Source organism: Methylobacterium sp. GXF4, assembly GCF_000272495.1.
In the GTDB taxonomy this organism is placed as follows: domain Bacteria; phylum Pseudomonadota; class Alphaproteobacteria; order Rhizobiales; family Beijerinckiaceae; genus Methylobacterium; species Methylobacterium brachiatum.
The window spans coordinates 1-19,191 of sequence record NZ_AKFK01000090.1 but is presented as its reverse complement, the minus strand read 5'-3'; the positions used below and the strand labels follow the sequence as shown (position 1 = coordinate 19,191).

At 70.4% G+C, this 19,191-nt stretch carries 25 protein-coding genes; 15 read left to right on the top strand and 10 right to left on the bottom strand.

The genetic code is table 11. The features are described 5' to 3' along the window. Positions 1–162: 162 nt before the first annotated feature. Genes WYO_RS25540 through WYO_RS25530 form a run of 3 tightly spaced genes read left to right on the top strand, consistent with a single transcriptional unit; the run spans position 163 to position 1,452 of the window. Positions 163–588, top strand: a complete 426-nt coding sequence (locus WYO_RS25540) for a DUF779 domain-containing protein (protein ID WP_007568104.1) — start codon at positions 163–165, stop codon at positions 586–588. Positions 589–604: 16 nt separating this feature from the next. Next, on the top strand, positions 605–1,012 hold the full coding sequence (locus WYO_RS25535) for a carboxymuconolactone decarboxylase family protein (protein WP_007568103.1): 408 nt from the start codon (positions 605–607) through the stop codon (positions 1,010–1,012). Then, on the top strand, positions 1,012–1,452 hold the full coding sequence (locus tag WYO_RS25530) for a cupin domain-containing protein (protein ID WP_039904238.1): 441 nt from the start codon (positions 1,012–1,014) through the stop codon (positions 1,450–1,452). The genes WYO_RS25535 and WYO_RS25530 overlap by 1 nt, the downstream gene beginning before the upstream one ends. 177 nt (positions 1,453–1,629) lie before the next feature. On the opposite strand, the gene WYO_RS25525 is transcribed toward WYO_RS25530, so the two are convergent. From WYO_RS25525 to gap, 7 genes are all read right to left on the bottom strand, one after another. Continuing rightward, positions 1,630–2,625, bottom strand: coding sequence for a tetratricopeptide repeat protein (locus WYO_RS25525; RefSeq protein WP_244424307.1), 996 nt, complete (start codon positions 2,623–2,625; stop codon positions 1,630–1,632). Positions 2,626–2,648: 23 nt separating this feature from the next. Further along, entirely contained in the window at positions 2,649–3,293 is a 645-nt protein-coding gene (locus tag WYO_RS25520; protein WP_007568095.1) for a thiamine phosphate synthase, read from the bottom strand. 20 nt (positions 3,294–3,313) lie between these two features. Beyond that, positions 3,314–4,384 (bottom strand): class II fructose-bisphosphate aldolase, encoded by a 1,071-nt coding sequence (fba, locus tag WYO_RS25515; protein WP_007568093.1) that lies wholly within the window; start codon positions 4,382–4,384, stop codon positions 3,314–3,316. Between the two features lie 61 nt (positions 4,385–4,445). Continuing rightward, entirely contained in the window at positions 4,446–4,682 is a 237-nt protein-coding gene (locus WYO_RS25510; RefSeq protein ID WP_007568092.1) for a hypothetical protein, read from the bottom strand. A gap of 84 nt (positions 4,683–4,766) precedes the next feature. After that, positions 4,767–5,969 (bottom strand): phosphoglycerate kinase, encoded by a 1,203-nt coding sequence (locus WYO_RS25505; RefSeq protein WP_007568091.1) that lies wholly within the window; start codon positions 5,967–5,969, stop codon positions 4,767–4,769. A 21-nt stretch (positions 5,970–5,990) separates the two neighbouring features. Then, positions 5,991–6,458 carry a hypothetical protein gene (locus WYO_RS25500; protein WP_007568090.1) on the bottom strand — a complete coding sequence of 156 codons (468 nt, stop codon included), beginning with the start codon at positions 6,456–6,458 and terminating at the stop codon, positions 5,991–5,993. A gap of 84 nt (positions 6,459–6,542) precedes the next feature. Further along, entirely contained in the window at positions 6,543–7,547 is a 1,005-nt protein-coding gene (gene gap / locus WYO_RS25495) for a type I glyceraldehyde-3-phosphate dehydrogenase (protein WP_007568089.1), read from the bottom strand. Between the two features lie 590 nt (positions 7,548–8,137). Between gap and WYO_RS25490 the strand changes: the two genes are divergently transcribed. The 6 genes from WYO_RS25490 (at position 8,138) to WYO_RS31795 (ending at position 11,276) form a co-directional block, all read left to right on the top strand. Then, entirely contained in the window at positions 8,138–8,425 is a 288-nt protein-coding gene (locus WYO_RS25490) for a DUF4164 family protein (protein ID WP_007568088.1), read from the top strand. Between the two features lie 36 nt (positions 8,426–8,461). Continuing rightward, positions 8,462–8,857 carry a cell division protein ZapA gene (gene zapA, locus WYO_RS25485; RefSeq protein ID WP_007568087.1) on the top strand — a complete coding sequence of 132 codons (396 nt, stop codon included), beginning with the start codon at positions 8,462–8,464 and terminating at the stop codon, positions 8,855–8,857. 167 nt (positions 8,858–9,024) lie between these two features. Next, positions 9,025–9,237, top strand: coding sequence for a TetR family transcriptional regulator (locus WYO_RS30255; protein ID WP_128755092.1), 213 nt, complete (start codon positions 9,025–9,027; stop codon positions 9,235–9,237). After that, positions 9,234–9,887: a TonB-dependent receptor gene (locus WYO_RS30250; protein WP_081497043.1), complete on the top strand. Its 654-nt coding sequence runs from the start codon at positions 9,234–9,236 to the stop codon at positions 9,885–9,887. The genes WYO_RS30255 and WYO_RS30250 overlap by 4 nt, the downstream gene beginning before the upstream one ends. A 94-nt stretch (positions 9,888–9,981) precedes the next feature. Then, entirely contained in the window at positions 9,982–11,103 is a 1,122-nt protein-coding gene (locus WYO_RS25470; RefSeq protein WP_348270300.1) for a PepSY domain-containing protein, read from the top strand. Continuing rightward, positions 11,100–11,276: a hypothetical protein gene (locus WYO_RS31795; protein WP_007568083.1), complete on the top strand. Its 177-nt coding sequence runs from the start codon at positions 11,100–11,102 to the stop codon at positions 11,274–11,276. The genes WYO_RS25470 and WYO_RS31795 overlap by 4 nt, the downstream gene beginning before the upstream one ends. A gap of 16 nt (positions 11,277–11,292) precedes the next feature. On the opposite strand, the gene WYO_RS25465 is transcribed toward WYO_RS31795, so the two are convergent. Genes WYO_RS25465 through madL form a run of 3 tightly spaced genes read right to left on the bottom strand, consistent with a single transcriptional unit; the run spans position 11,293 to position 13,237 of the window. Continuing rightward, on the bottom strand, positions 11,293–11,964 hold the full coding sequence (locus WYO_RS25465) for a GntR family transcriptional regulator (protein ID WP_007568081.1): 672 nt from the start codon (positions 11,962–11,964) through the stop codon (positions 11,293–11,295). Between the two features lie 26 nt (positions 11,965–11,990). Beyond that, on the bottom strand, positions 11,991–12,773 hold the full coding sequence (madM, locus tag WYO_RS25460; protein WP_007568079.1) for a malonate transporter subunit MadM: 783 nt from the start codon (positions 12,771–12,773) through the stop codon (positions 11,991–11,993). A gap of 5 nt (positions 12,774–12,778) precedes the next feature. Further along, a complete protein-coding gene (gene madL / locus WYO_RS25455) occupies positions 12,779–13,237 on the bottom strand; it encodes a malonate transporter subunit MadL (protein ID WP_007568078.1) in 459 nt (152 codons plus the stop codon). 225 nt (positions 13,238–13,462) lie between these two features. Here madL and mdcA point away from each other — a divergent pair, with 225 nt between their 5' ends. From mdcA to WYO_RS25425, 6 genes are all read left to right on the top strand, one after another. Next, positions 13,463–15,109, top strand: coding sequence for a malonate decarboxylase subunit alpha (mdcA, locus tag WYO_RS25450; protein WP_007568077.1), 1,647 nt, complete (start codon positions 13,463–13,465; stop codon positions 15,107–15,109). Between the two features lie 199 nt (positions 15,110–15,308). Then, positions 15,309–15,617, top strand: a complete 309-nt coding sequence (mdcC, locus tag WYO_RS25445; RefSeq protein ID WP_007568076.1) for a malonate decarboxylase acyl carrier protein — start codon at positions 15,309–15,311, stop codon at positions 15,615–15,617. 2 nt (positions 15,618–15,619) lie between these two features. Further along, positions 15,620–16,549, top strand: a complete 930-nt coding sequence (locus WYO_RS25440) for a biotin-independent malonate decarboxylase subunit beta (RefSeq protein WP_007568075.1) — start codon at positions 15,620–15,622, stop codon at positions 16,547–16,549. Further along, a complete protein-coding gene (gene mdcE, locus WYO_RS25435) occupies positions 16,536–17,252 on the top strand; it encodes a biotin-independent malonate decarboxylase subunit gamma (RefSeq protein ID WP_007568074.1) in 717 nt (238 codons plus the stop codon). The genes WYO_RS25440 and mdcE overlap by 14 nt, the downstream gene beginning before the upstream one ends. A gap of 162 nt (positions 17,253–17,414) precedes the next feature. Beyond that, a complete protein-coding gene (mdcG, locus tag WYO_RS25430) occupies positions 17,415–18,101 on the top strand; it encodes a malonate decarboxylase holo-[acyl-carrier-protein] synthase (protein ID WP_007568072.1) in 687 nt (228 codons plus the stop codon). Continuing rightward, positions 18,098–19,018 carry an acyltransferase domain-containing protein gene (locus WYO_RS25425; RefSeq protein ID WP_007568070.1) on the top strand — a complete coding sequence of 307 codons (921 nt, stop codon included), beginning with the start codon at positions 18,098–18,100 and terminating at the stop codon, positions 19,016–19,018. Before mdcG ends, WYO_RS25425 begins: the two co-directional genes overlap by 4 nt. The last annotated feature ends 173 nt before the right edge of the window (positions 19,019–19,191 follow it).

Here is a 19,191-nt window from a genome sequence, read left to right as displayed (position 1 = left end):
TCCAATTCTAAACCCCTCATCCTGAGGCGGCGACGCTTCGCTTCGGCACCTCAGGATGAGGGCGGGGGTGGGAATGTCCGCTTTCGCAGCAGGTCAAATCCTGCGCGTCGTGGAAATTCGAATTCCAGCACGCATATCCAACACTCAGCACGGGAGGGCAGTATGAGCGCGGTCTCGACGCAAGAAGCCACCACCGCGGAGCAAACCGGGGCCGACGGGACGCCGCTGCGGGTGACCGCCACCCCCGCGGCTCTGGCGCTGATCGACGAGCTTCGCTCCGAATACGGACCGGTCATGTTCCACCAGTCCGGCGGCTGCTGCGACGGGTCCTCGCCGATGTGCTACCCGGTCGGCGACTTCATCATCAGCGACGGCGACGTCCATCTCGGCACCGTCGGCGGCGCGGACTTCTACATCTCGCGCTCGCAATTCGAGGTCTGGAAGCACACCCACATCCTGCTCGACGTGGTCCCGGGGCGCGGCGGCATGTTCTCGCTGGAAAACGGCCGGGAAAAGCGCTTCCATATCCGCTCGCGGCTGTTCACCGAGGCCGAGAACCGGGCGCTCGAGGGCGCGTGCAAGCTCTGAGGCGGGGAGGGGATCAATGGCCACCGTGAAGCTGTTGAGCGACGCCGAGGCGGAGGCCGATCCGCGGGTGCGGGCGGTGTTCGCCGACATCCGGGCGACCCGCGGCTCGGATTTCGTCAACAACTTCTGGCGCGGCCTCGCCAACGATCCGGGCCTGCTGGAGCGGACCTGGGCCAGCCTCAAGACCGTGATGGGACCGGGCAGCCTCGACCCGCTGACCAAGGAGCTGGTCTATATCGCGGTCTCGATCGCCAATGGCTGCCCCTATTGCATCCACTCGCACACCGCGGCGGCGGGCGCGAAGGGCCTGACCCCGGAGCAGCACGGCGAGTTCCTGGCGGTGGTCGGCATGGCGAACCAGACCAATGCCCTGGTCAACGGCATGCAGATCCCCGTGGATGCCGCATTCAAGGTGGGGGAATGATGAGCGACGAATTCGAGACCCGGAAGCCGGGCCTGGTGGTGCTGCGCGAGAGCGCGCCGTTCCGCGGCAAGCAGGGCCATATCTACCGCCCGGCCATCTCGGCGGAGGCGGTGGGCGCCAAGGCCTTGCATCTCCAGCTCCTGGAGATCCCGCCCGGCGAGCGCGCTCACGCCCACAAGCACGAATCGCACGAGACCGCGATCCACGTCCTGTCCGGCATCTCGGGCTGCTTCTGGGGCGAGCGCCTGGAGCACCACGTGATCGCTGGCGCCGGCGAGTTCGTCTACATCGCCGCCGACGTTCCGCACCTGCCTTACAACCGCAGCCAGACCGAACCGGTGACCGCGGTGATCGCCCGGACCGACCCGAACGAGCAGGAGAGCGTGGTCCTGCTTCCGGAGCTCGAAGCCGGCGTCGATTGGTCAAAGGCGGAGGGGTAGGCTGCCGGTCTGTTCGCCTGGCGAACGCCTTTCAAACAGAACACCTCATCCTGAGGTGCCGAAGCGTAGCGGAGGCCTCCTTCGAGGCCCCGCGATCTTCGATCGCCGGGCACCTCAGGATGAGGGCGTGGGTGGGAGAGGTCCAACCCGTACGGTCCGGCTCTTCCCGCCCCAGCGCTACCGTTGCTCTATGCGCTCGTTCGCCAGCCGCTCGGCGCGGGTGCGCTCGTCGCTGGAGAGGCCCGACAGGGTCTGGTCCAGCCAGGCGTCGGACAAGCCCTGCGCGGCGGCGGCAAGATTCCAGGCCGCGGCCTCGATCGGGTTCTTGGCGACGCCGCGGCCGACCGCGTAGAGCCGGGCGACGCGGTTCTGCGCGATGGCGTTGCCGCGGGAGGCCGCGTGCAGGAAGTAGCGGGCGGCCGAGCGCTCGTCCTTGGTCACGCCGTTGCCGTTGAACAGCAGGATCGCGTACTCGACCTCGCTGGCGAGATCGCCGTTATCGGCGCCGCGCCGGAACCACTGGGCCGCCTGGCTGGCATCCTTGGGGACGCCGCGGCCCTGGAGATAAAGCACGCCCAGATCGTGCTGGGCCGGGCCGATCTCGGCCTCCGCGGCCTTGCGGAACTGCGCGGCGGCCGCCGCCTCGTCGGCGGTGGCGCCGGTGCCGATCAGGATCAGGCCGAGATTGTAGGCCGCCGTGGCCGAGCCGTTGGCGGTGGCCTGTTCCAGCCAGCGCCGGCCGGCCTTCGGGTCCTTGGGCATGCCGCGCCCGTCGAGCGCCATCAAACCGAGCGAGGACATCGCGGCGGCGTCGTTCTGGGCGGCGGCGAGGCGATACCATTCGGCCGCCTTCACGGGGTTCTGCTTGACGCCGAGACCTTGGTTGTAGAGCTCGCCCAGCAGCGTCATCGCCGCCGCATCCTTGGGATTCGCCTCAATGCGCTTGGTCGCCTCCCGGAATGCGGTGACGTACTGGCCGCGCTGGTACGCGCCGTAGGCGAGGTCGGCCGGCTGGCCGCTATTGGGCGGCACGGCGCCCCGGGAATAGTTCGGCGTATAGGGGCTCGGAAGTTCCGGCGTCGTCTTCTTGTCGGACGGGGCGGCGGTCTTGGCCGGATCGAGGGGACCCGGGGCGGCGAGCGCCGGCACAGGCAGCGCCGCGACCAGGAGCACCGCGAAACGCAGGACGCGAAGGCTCACGCGGCCTGCCCCGCGAGCACGGCCTGCGCCCGGGCCACGGCGTCGGGCTCGTTCAGCCATAGGCCGCTCTCCAGGCCGACGAACTCGGCACCGGTGGCCGCGAGCGGGCCGATCTCGTCCGGTGCCGCGGCAACCGCGACGCAGGGCGTCTCGAAGATCTCGGCCCACCATTCGGCCCGGGCCAGCACGGTCTCGGCCTCGGGGGCGACACCGTCCGGATAGAGGCCCCCGAACATCAGGTAATCGATGCCGGCCTCGCCCGCCTCCATGGCGCCGTGCTTGGTCTCGAGGCCGCCCGCCCCGAGGATGCGGCCGTCCCGGAGACGGTCGCGCAGGTCCTTCAGGTCGCGCGGCTTGTCGACATGCACCCCGTCGGCGCCGCCACGGGTCGCCACCGAGACGAGGTCGCCGGTGAAGCCCGGGCAGGCCACCACCAGCGCCGCGCCGCAGCCCTGGGTGATCGGCGCGATCTGCTTCACCCGGGCGGTGAGCCCGCGCTCGTCGGTGGCGGCCAGCCGCAGGATCACGGCCGCGACATCGCCCGCCTTGCAGGCCGCGTCGAGCGCGGCCGCGAAGGCGTCGATGCCGTCGGCATCCAGGTTGTGGGGCCCGAGCAGGGCGAGGCGCTGTTGGCTGCTCATCGAACCGGCCGGCCGGCGCGTTACTGCGCGCCGATCTTCGGATCCAGCGCGCCGCTGGCGTAGCGCTTGGCCATCTCGGAGACGGAGATCGGCCGGATCTTCGAGCCCTTGCCGGCGGTACCGAACTCCTCGAAGCGCTGCTTGCACAGCTTGGTCATCGCCTCCATGGCGGGCTTCAGGTACTTGCGCGGGTCGAACTCGGACGGGTTCTCGGTGAGCACCTTCCGGATCTGGCCGGTCATCGCCATGCGGTTGTCGGTGTCGATGTTGATCTTGCGCACGCCGTGCTTGATGCCGCGCTGGATCTCCTCGACCGGCACGCCCCAGGTCGGCTTCATCTGGCCGCCATACTGGTTGATGATGTCCTGCAGCTCCTGCGGCACCGACGAGGAGCCGTGCATCACCAGGTGGGTGGTCGGCAGGCGGCGGTGGATCTCCTCGATCACGTTCATCGCCAGCACGTCGCCGTCCGGCTTGCGGGTGAACTTGTAGGCGCCGTGGCTGGTGCCCATGGCGACCGCGAGAGCGTCGACCTTGGTGGCCTCCACGAACTTCACCGCCTCGTCCGGGTCGGTCAGCAGCTGGTCGTGGCTGAGCGTGCCCTCGGCGCCGTGACCGTCCTCGGCCTCGCCCTGGCCGCTCTCCAGCGAGCCGAGCACGCCGAGCTCGCCCTCCACCGAGACGCCGGCCCAATGGGCCATCTTGGTGACGTTGCGGGTTATCTCGACATTGTAGTTGTAGTCGGCCGGGGTCTTGCCGTCGGCCTTGAGCGACCCGTCCATCATCACCGAGGTGAAGCCGTACTGGATCGCGGTGGCGCAGGTCGCCTCGTTGTTCCCGTGGTCCAGATGCATGCAGACCGGGATGTGCGGGTAGATCTCGACCAGGCCGTCGATCAGCTTGGCCAGCACCACGTCGTTGGCATAGGCGCGGGCACCGCGGCTCGCCTGCAGGATCACCGGCGAGTCGGTGGCATCGGCCGCCGCCATGATCGCCAGGCCCTGTTCCATGTTGTTCAGGTTGAACGCCGGCACACCGTATTCGTGCTCAGCGGCGTGGTCGAGAAGCTGCCTGAGGGTGATCCGTGCCATCGTCGTCTGTCTTCCCGCTTACCGTCTGGTGGTCCGCCCGATCGCCCACGGCGACGGAAATCTAGTGTGCCTCGTGGTCCAGGCCGGCGATCAGGTTGTCGATGTCTTTGACACAGGCATCGAACTCGCTGGCCGAGGCGCGCATGGTCGCGAGCAAGGCGATCGCCTTGCTCTGATCCGCCGGTATGGTGGCTTCGAGGCTGTCGAGTCGAGCCAAGGTCTCGGTCCGCGATTGCACGATCTTCGCCTGCATGTCCCTCAGGATCTCGATCGTGACGGTTTCCAGAGTCTCGCTCATCGACACGCCCCTGGCCGGTGGAGGCCAAGCTTTAGATAGGTGCGCGGCGTTGTCGGGCCAGCACCCGATGCCGCCGCGCGGTTCTCAACCCTTGGCCCGCAGCGCCTCGACGCCCGGCAGGGCCTTGCCCTCGAGCCACTCGAGGAAGGCGCCACCCGCGGTGGAGACGTAGGTGAAGTCGGCCGCCACGCCCGCGTGGTTCAGGGCGGCCACCGTGTCGCCGCCGCCCGCCACCGAGACGAGCTGGCCGGCCTTGGTGCGCGCGGCCGCATGCTTGGCAGCGGCCACCGTGGCCGCGTCGAAGGGCGCGAGCTCGAAGGCGCCGAGCGGGCCGTTCCAGACCAAAGTCTTGGCGCCGTCGATGGCGGCGTTGATCTCGGCGACCGAGCGCGGGCCGGCATCGAGGATCATGCTGCCCTCGGGCACCGAATCCACCGGCACGGTCTCGTGCGGGGCCTGGGCCTTGAACTCCGTGGCCGCCACCGCGTCCACCGGCAGGATGATCCGGCAGCCGGCCTTCTCGGCCGCCGCCAGGATCCGGGTGGCGGTCTCGGCGAGGTCCTTCTCACACAGGGACTTGCCGACCGCCTTGCCCTGCGCGTGCAGGAAGGTGTTGGCCATGCCGCCGCCGATCACCAGCATGTCGACCTTGGCGACAAGGTTCTCCAGCAGGTTGATCTTCGACGACACCTTGGCGCCGCCGACGAGCGCGATGACCGGGCGCTGCGGCGCCTCCAAGCCCTTGGTCAGGGCTTCGAGCTCGGCCTGCATCTCGCGGCCCGCATAGGCCGGCAGGCGGTGGGCCAGGCCCTCGGTGGAGGCGTGGGCGCGGTGGGCGGCCGAGAAGGCCTCGTTGACGTAGACGTCGCCGTTGGCCGCCAGCGCGTCGGCGAAGGCCGCGTCGTTCTTCTCCTCGCCGGCGTGGTAGCGGGTGTTTTCCAAAAGCAGGATGTCGCCGTCCTTCAGCGCCGCTACCGCCCGAGCCGCGTCGTCACCGACGCAGTCGGCCGCGAAGGCGACCGGGCGGCCGAGCGCCTGGCTCAGCGCCGGCACCACCGGCTCCAGGGAATCCTTCTTATCCCGCTTGCCCTTCGGCCGGCCGAAATGGGCCAGCAGGATCACCCTGGCGCCCTTGTCGGCGACTTCCCGGATGGTCGGGGCGACGCGTTCGATGCGGGTCGCGTCGGTGACGCGGCCGTTCTCCATCGGCACGTTGAGATCGACGCGCATCAGCACGCGCTTGCCCGTGAGGGAACCGGCGTCGTCGAGGGTGCGGAAGGCGCTCATGCGGTCCTGTGCGGGTCGGGATTACTGGACGGTGGTGCCGATGGTGGCGGCCGGCGCCGAGATCAGGCGGTCGAGATTCAGGCGCTGCACCGCGACCATCAGCACGACGGTCAGGATCGCGGTGATCACCGCGGTCAGAACCAGCGCCCCGGTGCCGGGCAGGCGCCGGGTGCGGTCTGCCAATCCGCGCATCTCCGTGCGCAGGGCGGCGAGGTCGGATTGCCGGGCGGATTCGTTCATCCGGTTGGCGGCGTTCTCGACCTTGTCCTCGACCCGGGACAGCAGCGCCTCGGAGCGGGCGTACTTGTCCTCGATCCGCGAGCACTTGTCCTCAATGCGCGCGAGCTGGTCGAGGAGATGGCTGGCCGGCAGCCCCTGCGACGGCGTCGTGGCGACCGGCGTCGCGGCCGGCGGGGGGGCTACGGGTTTCGGCGCGGGCGTCACGACGGCGCCCTGTCCGCTCGACGTACCCTGCGAAACGTCGGTCATCCCGGGATGATCCCTGGTTCGAGGTTGGGCCGTTCGGTCCGAAAGACGCCCGCCGTCCCTCTCCGGGTCGGCGGGCGGCGCGCGTCAGATGAGCTTGGCCATCGCCACGGCCGTGTCGGCCATGCGGTTCGAGAAGCCCCACTCGTTGTCGTACCACGACAGGATCCGCACGAAGGTGCCGTCCATGACCTTGGTCTGGTCGAGGTGGAAGGTCGAGGAGTGCGGGTCGTGGTTGAAGTCGATCGAGACGTTCGGCCGGTCGGTCACGCCGAGCACGCCCTTGAGCGGGCCGGCGGCGGCCGCCTTGATCGCGTCGTTGATCTCCTGGACCGAGGTCGCGCGCTTGGCCGTGAACACCAGGTCCACCGCCGAGACGTTCGGGGTCGGCACCCGGATCGCGGTGCCGTCGAGCTTGCCCTTCAGCTCCGGCAGGACCAGGCCGACGGCCTTGGCGGCGCCCGTGGAGGTCGGGATCATCGAGAGCGCGGCGGCGCGGCCCCGGTAAAGATCCTTGTGCATCTGGTCCAGCGACGGCTGGTCGTTGGTGTAGGAGTGGATCGTGGTCATGAAGCCGCGCTCGATGCCCACGGCCGCGTCCAGCACCTGGGCGACCGGCGCCAGGCAGTTGGTGGTGCAGGAGGCGTTCGAGACCACGAGGTGCTCGGCGGTCAGCTTGTCGTGGTTGACGCCGTAGACCACGGTCAGGTCGGCGCCGTCGGCCGGGGCCGAGACCAGGACGCGCTTGGCGCCGGCGTCGAGATGGGCCTTGGCCTTGTCCTTCGAGGTGAAGATGCCGGTGCATTCGAGGGCGATGTCGACGCCGAGATCGCGGTGCGGCAGCTCGGCCGGGTTGCGCACGGCCGTGACCTTGATGCGCTTGCCGTTGACCACCAGGAACTCGCCGTCCACCGCGACCTCGCCGGGGAACCGGCCGTGCACGGAATCGAAGCGGAGCAGGTGGGCGTTGGTCTCCACCGGGCCGAGATCGTTGATCGCCACGACCTCGATGTCGGTGCGGCCCGCTTCCGCGATCGCGCGCAGGACGTTGCGGCCGATGCGTCCGAACCCGTTGATGGCAACCTTCGTCACGGCGTCACTCCTTCCTGATGCGGCTCACCGCGCGCCGGACCGGCGGGGACGATCCTCGGCGCGGTCTCGGCAGCCCGGGACCAGGCCGACCGGGCGGGGCGGATCTGGGCGGGCGGATTTGAACCTGCGATGAACCGGGCCGGGAGAGGCCGGGCTCCGCTTCCCTCACGCGTCGGCTCCGACGGTGGCGGCAGGGGTCTCGGGACTGTCACGGACCGGCCATCCGGCATGTCTCTTGCGGTCTCTTCCGAGAGCGCGCGGCTGTCTAACATGGCGCCTCGACCTGTCAAACGCGAGCCTGTGACAAACACGGGCGTATCCCACATCCAATAAACAGCCTTCGGCGCGGGCGATTGCTGAGACGTGACGGATCAAGGCCTCCGCGATCACGGCGCGATCGCGGAGGGCCGCTCGGCGAGACCTGTCGCGCGCCGAACCGGTCGCGCCCCGCGGGCGTCGCGCCTGGGCGCGACCGACAATTCGGGCTGGCATTCTCCGGGCATCCGGTCGAAACTTGCCTCCCTGACGCATCGTCCTTCCCGAAGCCGGTGCCCCCGTTTCGGGGCGATGCGCGCGGTACGCGGAGCCCCATGGCCGACGACACCCCAGACCCGAGCCCCATCGACGCCGCCTTCGCCCGGCTGGAGGCCGCGCTGACCCGCCTCGACGCGGTCGTGGCCCGCCGCCTGGAGGCCGAGGCCGAGCCGGACGACCGGGATGCCGAGCTGGCGCTGATGGACGAGGACCGGGCCCGGCTCGCCGCCGCCCTGGACGCGGCGAGCGCGCAGCTCGCCGCGGTCGAGGCGACCACCGGCGTGGTCGGCCAGAGGCTCGACCGCGCGATCCAGACGGTCCAGGGCGTGCTCGGACGCGCCTGACCGGTATCCTCGACGCGCCGCCCACCGGAGCGATCCTTGCCCCAGATCAACGTGACCATCGACGGAAAGCTCTACCGCATGGCCTGCGGCGCCGGCGAGGAGGAGCATCTCACCGGGCTGGCCGAGAGCCTTGGCACGCGCATCGGCGAGATGCGCAAGAGTTTCGGCGAGATCGGCGACATGCGCCTGCAGGTGATGGCCGCCCTCACCATCGCCGACGAGCTGGCCGAGCTGCGCGCCCGCCACACCGCCCTGGAGGCCGCGACGGCCGAGCTGCGCAAGGCCGCCGAGGCCGCCGAGCGCAACCGCGCCGAAGACGCCGCCCGCGCCGCCGACGGGATCGGGCGTGCCGCCGAGCGGATCGGCCAGCTGGCAGATGCGCTGGGCGGGAGCGGCGTGGGGAAAGGTGGGGTGGCGCGGGAGGTGGTATGAGGGGAGGGCGGGATGTCGCCGTGGGCCCTCAGCAGGGGGGAGGCGTTCTTCGCACAGGGGGCGCCGTTCCGGGCGGATCGAGATGCTAGCCCCTATCGATCAGTATCGATGAGACGTGCCTGACCGGACCGAAATGTTCACGGCCCGGGACAATCAAGGATGCCGGGTTGCGTAAGACGAGACCAGCAAAACCGGTTCCTGCTTCCAAAGAGCCCACGCCGGGTCGATCGCGTGCCGCCGTCAGATCGCCTCGCGGCGGCCGCCCGACCAAGGACGAAGCCGAACAACTCGGTTCGCGCATCCTGACGGCGGCGGCCGAGCTGTTCGCGCGACGGGGGTTCGCCGCCACGTCGATCGCGGCAATTACGTCGCGGCGCTGATCGCACCGCCAACCGCGCCCATCACCGCCCCGAATGCCTGCCAGACTTTCCCGCCCATCGTCGCGGACCAGAAGGAAGTCGGGCTGAAATACGATTTCGGTTCCTTCGGGACCAGCCTTGCATTCTTCGAGATCACCCGTGCCAACGCGTCCCAGGACCCGGCCACGCTGCAGTTTGCCGTCAACGGCCTCCAGCGTAACCGCGGGATCGAACTCAACGTCTTCGGCGAGCCGGTCCCGGGCCTCCGGCTCCTCGGCGGCGTCGCGGCGATCGATGGGCGCCTCGTCAGGACGGCCGGCCACACCTTCGACGGAAAGGCCGCCCCGGGCGTGCCCGACATCACGATCAACCTGTACGGCGAGTACGATGTCCCGGCGTGGCTTCTGCCCGGCGTGACCGCCACCGGCCGCGTCATCCATACCGCCCGGCAGTTCTACGATCAGGGCAATCGACAGGTCGTTCCGGACTGGACGCGCTTCGATACCGGACTACGCTACACATTCATCGGATCTTGGGGGAAATCCGTAACTTTGCGCGCAGACGTCGTGAACGTGTTCAACACGAACTATTACGCATCGTCTGGCTTCTCGGGGATCCTGTCGCTGGGAACACCGCGGACATACCTGCTCTCGGCACAGATGGATTTTTAGGCGCCATTCCTGGAAGCTCCGGGGTGATTCCGCAAAGGAGCTGCCTGAGACGATGACCGACGCCCCGCGTGTGCGTGCCTTCCGGATATGGTCGTTGATCCATACCTGGACCAGCCTGATCAGCATGATCTTCCTGCTGATGCTGTGCCTGACCGGCCTGCCGCTGATCTTCCACCACGAGCTCGATCACCTGCTCGGTTACGAGCCTCCCTTGCCCGAGATGCCGGCGGGGACGCCCCACGTTCCGCTCGACCGGATCGTGGCGACGGCCGCGGCGACGAGGCCGGCGCAGGTCGTGCAGTTCGTCTTCTTCGACAAGGACGAGCCCGATGCGGTGCTGATCGGGCTCGGCAAGACGCTCCAGACGGTTCCGGCCGACAGTTTCGTGGGGCTCGATCTCCGCACGGCGGAGGTGCTGATGGAGACGGCGCCCGGGGCCGGCCCGATCGGCTTCCTGCTCAAGCTGCACACCGACCTGTTCCTGGACCTGCCCGGCAAGCTGTTCCTCGGGGTGATGGCGCTGCTGTTCGTCGTCGCGATCGTCTCGGGCGTGGTGCTCTACGGTCCCTTCATGCGGAAGCTCGATTTCGGCACCGTGCGCCGGGGCCGCGCGGCACGGATCAAGTGGCTCGACTGGCACAACCTGTTGGGCGCCGCGACGATCGTCTGGGTGCTCGTTGTCGGCACGACCGGCGCCGTCAACACCTGGGCCGACCTGATGCTCAAGCTCTGGCAGATGGGCCAGCTCGCCGAGATGACCGCGCCCTACCGCGACACGCCGCGTCCTGAGACGCTCGTCTCGCTCGACCGGGCGGTGGCGACGGCCCAGGAAGCGGCGCCGGACATGCGCACGCAGTTCATCGCGTTCCCCGGGACGCCGTTCTCCAGCAACAACCACTACGCGGTATTCATGGCCGGCAACACGCCGCTGACGGCGCGGCTGCTCAAGCCGGCCCTGATCGACGCGCAGACCGGCGCCCTCACCGACATGCGCGCCATGCCCTGGTACGTGCAGGCACTGTTCCTGTCGCAGCCGCTGCATTTCGGGGATTACGGCGGCCTCCCGCTCAAGCTCGTCTGGGCCCTGTTCGACATGGCGACGATCATCGTGCTGGGGAGCGGCCTCTATCTCTGGGTCGCGCGCCGGCGGTCGCGGGCGTCCCGGGCCGCTGTTCCCCCGAGCCGGGTGAAGGCATCCGAGGGAGCGGCCCGATGACGGACCGGACGCATCGGATCTGGACGGCCCCCGGGATCATCGCCGCCGCGACTGCGGTCAGCCTCATCGGCGCCCTGTTGGCCGAGGGGATCTGGGACGCCGTCGCAGCCGGCCTGCTCTTCGCGGCGCTGGCCTATGCGGCGGGGTTGGGCCTCAGGTCGACCAAGGGTTAGGCCCCGTCCCGCACCCTCACCCCACCGTCTCCGCGATATACCGCCCCAACGCCGCCGCGGCCCGCAGCATGTGCGCCCGCATGCGCTTCGCGGCCAGCTCGCCGTCGCCCTCGGCGATGGCGGAGAGAATCTCGCCGTGCTCGTCCCGGGAGCGGCGGATCCGGTCGGCGTGGCGGAGCTGCGTCCGGCGGAAGGCGGCCAGGCGCTCGCGGATCGCCAGGGCCTGCTCGGCCATGAAGCCGTTATGGGTCGCCGCGTAGAGCGACTCGTGGAAGGCGCGGTTGAGCCGGTCGTAGGCGTCCACGTCCCCGGCCTCCACGGCGGCGGCGGAATCCTCGTGGAGGTCCATCAGCCGGCCGCGCTCCAGCGGCGTCATCCGGTAAGTCGCGAGTCGGGCGCACATCGCCTCGATCTCCGCGGTGGTCTCGAACATGTCGGCGATGCGCTCCGGCGTCAGCCGGGCCACCACCACGCCCCGCCGCGGACGGACCTCCACCAGCCCCGAGGCCGCGAGCTGGCGCAGGGCCTCCCGCACCGGGGTGCGCGAGGCGCCGTAGCGCTGGGCGAGGTTCTGCTCGTCGAGCGCCGTGCCGGCCTGGAGCTCGCCCGCGGTGATCGCGTCGGTGAGCGCGTTGCGGATCCGGTCCGAGAGCAGCCCGCTGTCGATCTTCTGGAATTCGCCGTGCATCAACTGGTCCCGCGCCCCGGGGATCCTCAACCGACCAGCGCCCGCACCGTCAAGTAGAAGATCGAGGGACCGACCAGGCAGCCGATTCCGGTGTGGAAGGTGGCGGTGAGTGCCCCGTAGGGCACGAGCTTCGGGTCGGTGGCCGCGAGCCCGCCCGCGACCCCGCTCACCGTGCCCATCAGGCCGCCATAGGCCATGGCCGAGCGCGGGTTGTCGAGGCCGATCAGCTTGGCCACCAGCGGCGTGCCGACCATCACCATCACGGCCTTGGTCACCCCGGTGGCGATGGACAGCGCCATGACGGTGGAATCCGCGCCGATCGCTGCCCCGGTTACCGGCCCGACGATGTAGGTGATCGCCCCGGCGCCGATCGTCGTGATCGAGACCGCGTCGTGGTAGCCGAAGGCGACGGCCGTGAGCGTGCCGACGAGGAACGGGATGATCGTGCCGAGCGCCAGCGCCAGCACGCCGATCAGCCCGGCCCGGCGGGCCTCGGTCACGTCGACCTCGAAGGCGGTGGCGACGATGGCGAAGTCGCGCAGCATCGCCCCGCCCATCAGGCCGATCCCGGCCAGGGCCGGGATGTCGGCGATGCCCTTCTTCCCGCCGGTATACAGGCCGCCGAGATAGGCGAGCGCCAGCCCCAGCACGATCGCGATGGCCGAGCCGTGAACGCGGCCCTTCGTGAAGCGTTTGGCTGCCAGGTTGGAGACCAGGATCAGGGCGCCCACGACCGCGAAGGCCGCCACCAGGCTCTGCTCGATAAAGACGTGCTCGATGCCGTGCCAGACGTGATGTCCGAATTCCATGGCGCTCACCCCCGTCTCGCGGCCGGGATCGCGGGCGGCGCGCCCACGATCGGATCCGCCTCGCCGCCGATCACCGACCCGCCGTGCTCGACCTCCGGGCTGCCCGGGTCGCGCCGGCCGATCCGGCTCAGCAGCGCCACGGCGCCGAAGCACAGGACGAGCGAGCCGGTAGCCGCGATGATCACGATCGGGCCGCCGCTCACCGCCGCGACCACGTTCTGCTGGGCCGCCATGGCGACCACGATCGGGATGTACATACCGGCCCAGAACTCCACGCCGAACTGCACGCCCTTGGTCAGGCTGCCCCGACGGGAGAGCCAGAGCCGGGCGACGATCAGCAGGATCATGGCGATGCCGACACCGCCGACATTGGCCTTCACCCCCAGCGCGACGCCGAGGAGATCGCCGAGATACACACCGATCAGCGTGCACGCGGCCAGGAGGGCGACACCCAGGACGATCATCGGCGTTGCCCTCCGGCAAGACCGGTCTCGGCGCAGCGCTGCGCCCGTCTCGACGCGCTCGGCATGGGGCGTTTCCTTCCCGAATCAGTCGTTTGTTGCTTGTCGATCAGTATGCAAGATATTGACACTTCGGCAATCCCGTATACGAAACCGTGATTGGAACGGGGTAGAAAATGCGCAAACCGGGACCTACCCTGGTTTGTGCATACACAAGGGGGACGCCGGATGACCCAGTGGCGCGGCGAACGAGAGGCGCGCGACGCCCGCATCGCGGCGGGGCGCGCCCATGCCGACGGCAAGGTGGTCCCGGCTGGGTCCGTGGTCGACCTGCTGGAGGCGGTGCTCCGCCCCGGTGACCGAGTCTGCCTGGAGGGCGACAACCAGAAACAGGCGGATTGCCTGGCCAGGGGGCTCGCCGCCTGCGACCCGGGCAAGGTCCACGACCTCCACATGGTCCAGTCGGGGATTGTGCTGCCGGAGCATCTCGACGTGTTCGAGACCGGCATCGCCAAGCGGCTCGACTATTCCTATTCTGGCCCGCAGGGCGCGCGCATCGCCAAGATGCTCTACGGCGGCCAGATCCAGCTCGGCGCGGTCCATACCTACCTCGAGCTGTTCGCCCGCTACTTCGTGGACCTCACGCCCCACGTGGCGCTGATCGCCGGCGTCTCGGCCGACCGGGACGGCAACCTCTATACCGGCCCCAACACCGAGGACACGCCCACCGTCGTGGAGGCCACCGCCTTCAAGAACGGCGTGGTCATCGCCCAGGTGAACCAGATCGTCGACAAAGTCCCGCGGGTCGACATCCCGGGCGACCGGGTCGACTTCGTGGTCGAGGCCGACACGCCGTTCTACGTGGAGCCGCTGTTCACCCGCGACCCGGCGGCGATGACCGAGACCCAGATCCTGATCGCCATGATGGCGATCAAGGGGATCTATGCCGAGTACGGCATCCGCCGGCTCAATCACGGGATCGGCTTCGGCACGGCGGCGATCGAGCTGCTCCTGCCGACCTACGGCGAGAAGCTCGGGCTCAAGGGCCAGATCTGCACCCATTGGGCGCTCAACCCGCACCCGACCCTGATTCCCGCGATCGAATCCGGCTGGGTCCAGCAGGTGCACTGCTTCGGCTCGGAAGTCGGCATGGACCGCTACATCCGGGCGCGGCCGGACATCTTCTTCACCGGGGCGGACGGGTCTCTGCGTTCCAACCGCGCCTTCTGCCAGACGGCCGGCCTCTACGCCTGCGACATGTTCATCGGCGCGACGCTGCAGATCGACCTGATGGGCCATTCCTCGACGATCACGCAGTCGCGGGTGGCGGGCTTCGGCGGCGCGCCCAACATGGGTTCGGACCCGCATGGCCGCCGCCACCCCTCCGATGCCTGGATGAAGGCCGGCCGCGAAGGTCAGGTCGTCGGCGACCCCGCGCTGATGCGCGGCCGCAAGCTGGTGGTGCAACTGGTCGAGACCTTCGGGGAGAAGCTGGTGCCGACCTTCGTAGAGAAGCTCGATGCCCTGGAGCTGGCGAGAAAGATCGGGCTCGAGCTGGCGCCGGTGATGATCTACGCCGACGACGTCACCCACATCGTCACCGAGGAGGGCATCGCCAACCTGCTGCTCTGCCGCGACGCGGACGAGCGCGAGCAGGCGATCCGCGGGGTGGCCGGCTACACCGATGTCGGCCGCGGCCGGGACCGGGCCAAGGTCGAGGCGCTGCGCGCCCGCGGCGTGATCCGCCGGCCCGAGGATCTGGGCATCGAGCCCCTCGATGCCGACCGGGCGCTGCTCGCCGCCAAGTCGATCAAGGATCTGGTCCACTGGTCGGGGGGCCTCTACGAGCCGCCGGCGAAGTTCCGGAATTGGTAGGGACGCGCGTTGAACCGGGCCTCTCCCACCCGCGCCCTCATCCTGAGATGCCGGGCGACCGCGGGTCGGCCGGCCACGAAGGCGGCCTCCGGGGGCCGCCGAGATCACTGGACGCCTCCTTCGAGGCCTCTGCTACGCTCCGGCACCTCAGGATGAGGTGTTCTGTTTGGATGACGGGACGTCCTGCGAGGAACCGACCATGGAATCCCTGACCTTCCGCCACACCACGAAGAAACCGCTGCCCGGCTCGGTGCCGAATGCCATCACGGGCGTGGTGGCCTCGGGCAACCTCGAGATCCTGCTGGAGCGGGTGTTGCCGCCGGATGCCTGCGAGGTCGCGATCGAGACGCCGATCGCCGGCTACGGCGCCGTCTGGGAGGCGGTGGTGGCGGATTTCGTCGCCCGCGCCCAGCCCGGCGGCCTGCGCATCAGCATCAATGACGGCGGCGCCCGTCCCGATACCGTGTCCCTGCGCCTGCTCCAGGGCGCCCGGCTGATGGAGGCCTGACCATGGCTGGCGCGCACGCCGCGAGTACCGACCCGGACGCCCTGAGCTGGTACGAGGCCACGGCCCGCCAGCGCGTGGTGGCGCTGGCCGATCCCGGCAGTTTCCAGGAGTTCCTGCCTCCGACCGAGCGGCGCATGAGCCCGCATCTGCCGCTGTTCGACCTGCCGCGCGCCTTCGACGACGGCATCGTGGTCGGCCGGGCCACGCTCGACGGCAAGACCGTGCTCGTGGCCGCCCAGGAGGGCCGGTTCATGGGCGGCGCCTTCGGGGAGATCCACGGGGCGAAGCTCGTCGGCCTGCTGCGCGCCGCGCTCACCCTGAAGCCGGCGGCCGTGCTGATCCTGTTCGACACCGGCGGCGTCCGGCTGCAGGAGGCCAATGCCGGCGAGACCGCCATCGCCGAGACCATGCGGGCGATCGTCGACGTTCGGGCGGCCGGCATCCCGGTGATCGGGCTGATCGGCGGCCGGGCGGGCTGCTATGGCGGCGGCGGCCTGATCGCCGGCACCTGCTCGCGGCTCGCCGTCTCCGAGGGCGGCCGGATCTCGGTCTCGGGCCCCGAGGTGATCGAGACCAACAAGGGCGCGGAAGAGTTCGATTCCCGCGACCGGGCGCTGGTCTGGCGGACCATGGGCGGCAAGCACCGCCGGCTGATCGGTGGGGCCGACGCGTTCTGCGCCGACAGCGTCTCGGCCTTCCGCGAAGCCGCCCTGGACCTGATCGGCCGGGCGCCCGCCTTCGACCTCGCCACGCTCGAGGCCGAGCAGGCCCGGCTCGAATCGCGCCTCGCACGCTTCGGCGATTGCCGGGACGCCACGGATGTCTGGGCCCGGCTGGGCGTCAACGACCCGGACGCGGTGCCCGCCATGGACACGCGCGCCTTCGATGAGACCGTGGCCCGCGTGCGGGAGGCCGACCATGACGCTCGCTGAGATCCTGGCCGGGCTGTTTCCGCAGGGCCATTCCGTCACCGTGCGCGACGGCCTCGTCACCGGGGGCGGCGCGTTCGCGGATGGGACCCTTCATGTCATCGGGGTCGATGGCGACACGCCCCTCGGGGTCGATGGGGCGCTCGTCCTGTCCCGCGCCGTGCTCGACGCGGTCCGGGCCGGCGACAAGGCGCCTATCCTGGTGGTGGTGGATTCGGACAGCCAGCGCATGAGCCGCCGCGACGAGCTCCTGGGGCTCAACGAGTGCCTCGCCCATCTCGCCAAGGCGCTGCTGCTCGCCGACCGCTCCGGCCACCCGACCATCGGGCTGATCTACGGTCACTCGGCCGCCGGCGCCTTCATCGCCACCGCGCTGGCGACAAGGGTGCTCGCCGCGTTGCCGGGCGCCAATCCGAGCGTGATGGACCTGCCCTCGGTGGCGAAGGTGACCAAGCTGCCCCTCGACAAGCTCCAGGAGATGGCGAGGTCGACGCCGGTCTTCGCCCCCGGGATCGACAACATGGTGGCGACCGGGGCGGTCCACGTCGTTCTCGATCCGGCCAAGCCGCTCGACGGCCAGATCCGCGACCTGATCACCAACCTCCAGCCCGGCGACGACCGCGACCGCCTCGGCGAGGAGCGCGGCGGCCGGCCGGTGGCGCGGGGGATCAGCGCGGCGGTGATCGCCCAGGCCGGGCGCGGATAGCACCCGCACCCGTCATTGCGAGGGCAGCGAAGCAACCCAGCGATGCGCTCCGTCTTGAGAGCGCGCGCTGCCCTGGGTTGCTTCGCTGCGCTCGCCATGACCGAACGGGAGGCTGAAGATCGTATGTCCCGGCGCCCCAGGAAACAATCGCGGACGGGACAGATGCCTCACCCAACCATCGAGCCCCGCCGGCCCGACACCGTCACCCGGCAGGACCTCGTCCGCGCCGATCCCGACGCCTGGGCGTCCTGGCTCCGCACCCGGGACGATCTCGCGGGCGTGCCGCATCTCGCCGGCTGGGCCGAGGCGGGCCGGCCGTTGATCGTCCGCCGCCGGGTGCCGGGGGAGGGCGCCGGGGCGGTGCCGCTCGGCTTGCCGCTGCCGCCCGCCGACGGCAAGCGCCGGATCGGGCTCGCCCTGCCGGCCGAGCACCTCGCCCGCCTCGACGGCCCGAGCCTGGCGGAGGCCGCGGCCCATGCCCCCGCCGCCTGGCAGGCGACGATCGCGGCTGTTGTTGCCCTCGGCGAGCGCTACGGCCTGATCCCGCGCCCGTTCGGCGGCCTGCTCTGGCAGGCGGTGACCGGGCTCACCTACCTGAGTGCCGCTTCCGACCTCGACCTGCTCTGGCCCTGCCGGGAACCGGTATCGACCGGCCTGCTCGACGGGCTCGCCACCATCGCGGAACAGGCCCCGATGCGTCTCGACGGCGAAGTCCTTCTGCCGGACGGGACCGGCCTGCACTGGCGCGAGCTGCGCGACGCGCCCGAGGGCGGGACCGTGCTGGCCAAGGGCCTGGACGGCCTGGCGATGCGCCCGGCCGCCGCGTTCCGAACCCGGGAGCCCGCATGAGCGTCGCGATCCTGCTCTCCGGCCAGGGCGGCCAGCATCCGGGGATGTTCGACCTCACCGCCGACCATCCCGCGGCGCAGGCGGTGTTTTCCGCCGCGACGCCGCTCCTCGGCGGCACCGATCCGCGCGACCTCGCCCGGAGCGGCGGCGACGCGCTCCACGCCAACCGGGCCGGCCAGATTCTGTGCTGCACCGCCGCGCTCGCCGCCTGGCGGGCGCTGGGCTTCACCGGCCGGGCCATCGTGGCCGGCTACAGCATCGGCGACCTCGCCGCCTGGGGCGTCGCCGGGCGGATCGCCGATGCCGACATCCTCGCCCTGGCCGCCCGCCGCGCCGAGGCCATGGACGCCGCCTCGGGGGAGGGGTTCGGCCTCGCCGGGATCCGGGGCCTCACCCGCGACGCGCTCGACGCCCTGGCCGTCCGGCACGGCTGCCACCTCGCCATCCGCAACGCCGCCGACAGCTTCGTGGTCGGGGGTCGGCGCGACGCCCTCGACGCCCTGTGCCGGGACGCCGCCGCGGCCGGAGCGCAGCGGGCAATCCTGCTGGCCGTCCATACGCCCTCGCACACGCCGCTGCTGGCGGAAGCGAGCGAGGCCTTCCGGGACGCACTCGCCACTGTCACCCTGCGCCGCCCACCTGCCGGAGCCCCCCGCCTGGTCAGCGGGCTCGACGGCACCACGATCTTCCGCCCCGAGGACGGCCTCGACAAGCTCGCCCGCCAGATCTCCCACACACTCGACTGGGCCGCCTGCCTCGACGCCTGTCGGGAATACGGCGCCGACCGGGTCCTGGAGCTCGGCCCCGGCCACGCGCTGGCGACCATGGCCCGGACGGCGCTGCCCGATGCCCGAATCCACGCGCTGGAAGAGTTCCGCTCGATCGACGGCGTCGCGGCCTGGCTCATCCAACCCTAGGGCGTGTGCGGGGGCTCGCCCGAGGCCGCGCAATTCTTCGCGGGAACGGGCAAGGCCGCGCCGGATCTCGCCGCTCCGCGAAGGCGATGCGCGTTCCGGGCCCGCCTTGACGCGCAGGCCGCCGCGGTCGTAGCAGCCGGGCAGCAACGGGACGGGACGGTTTCATGACGGGC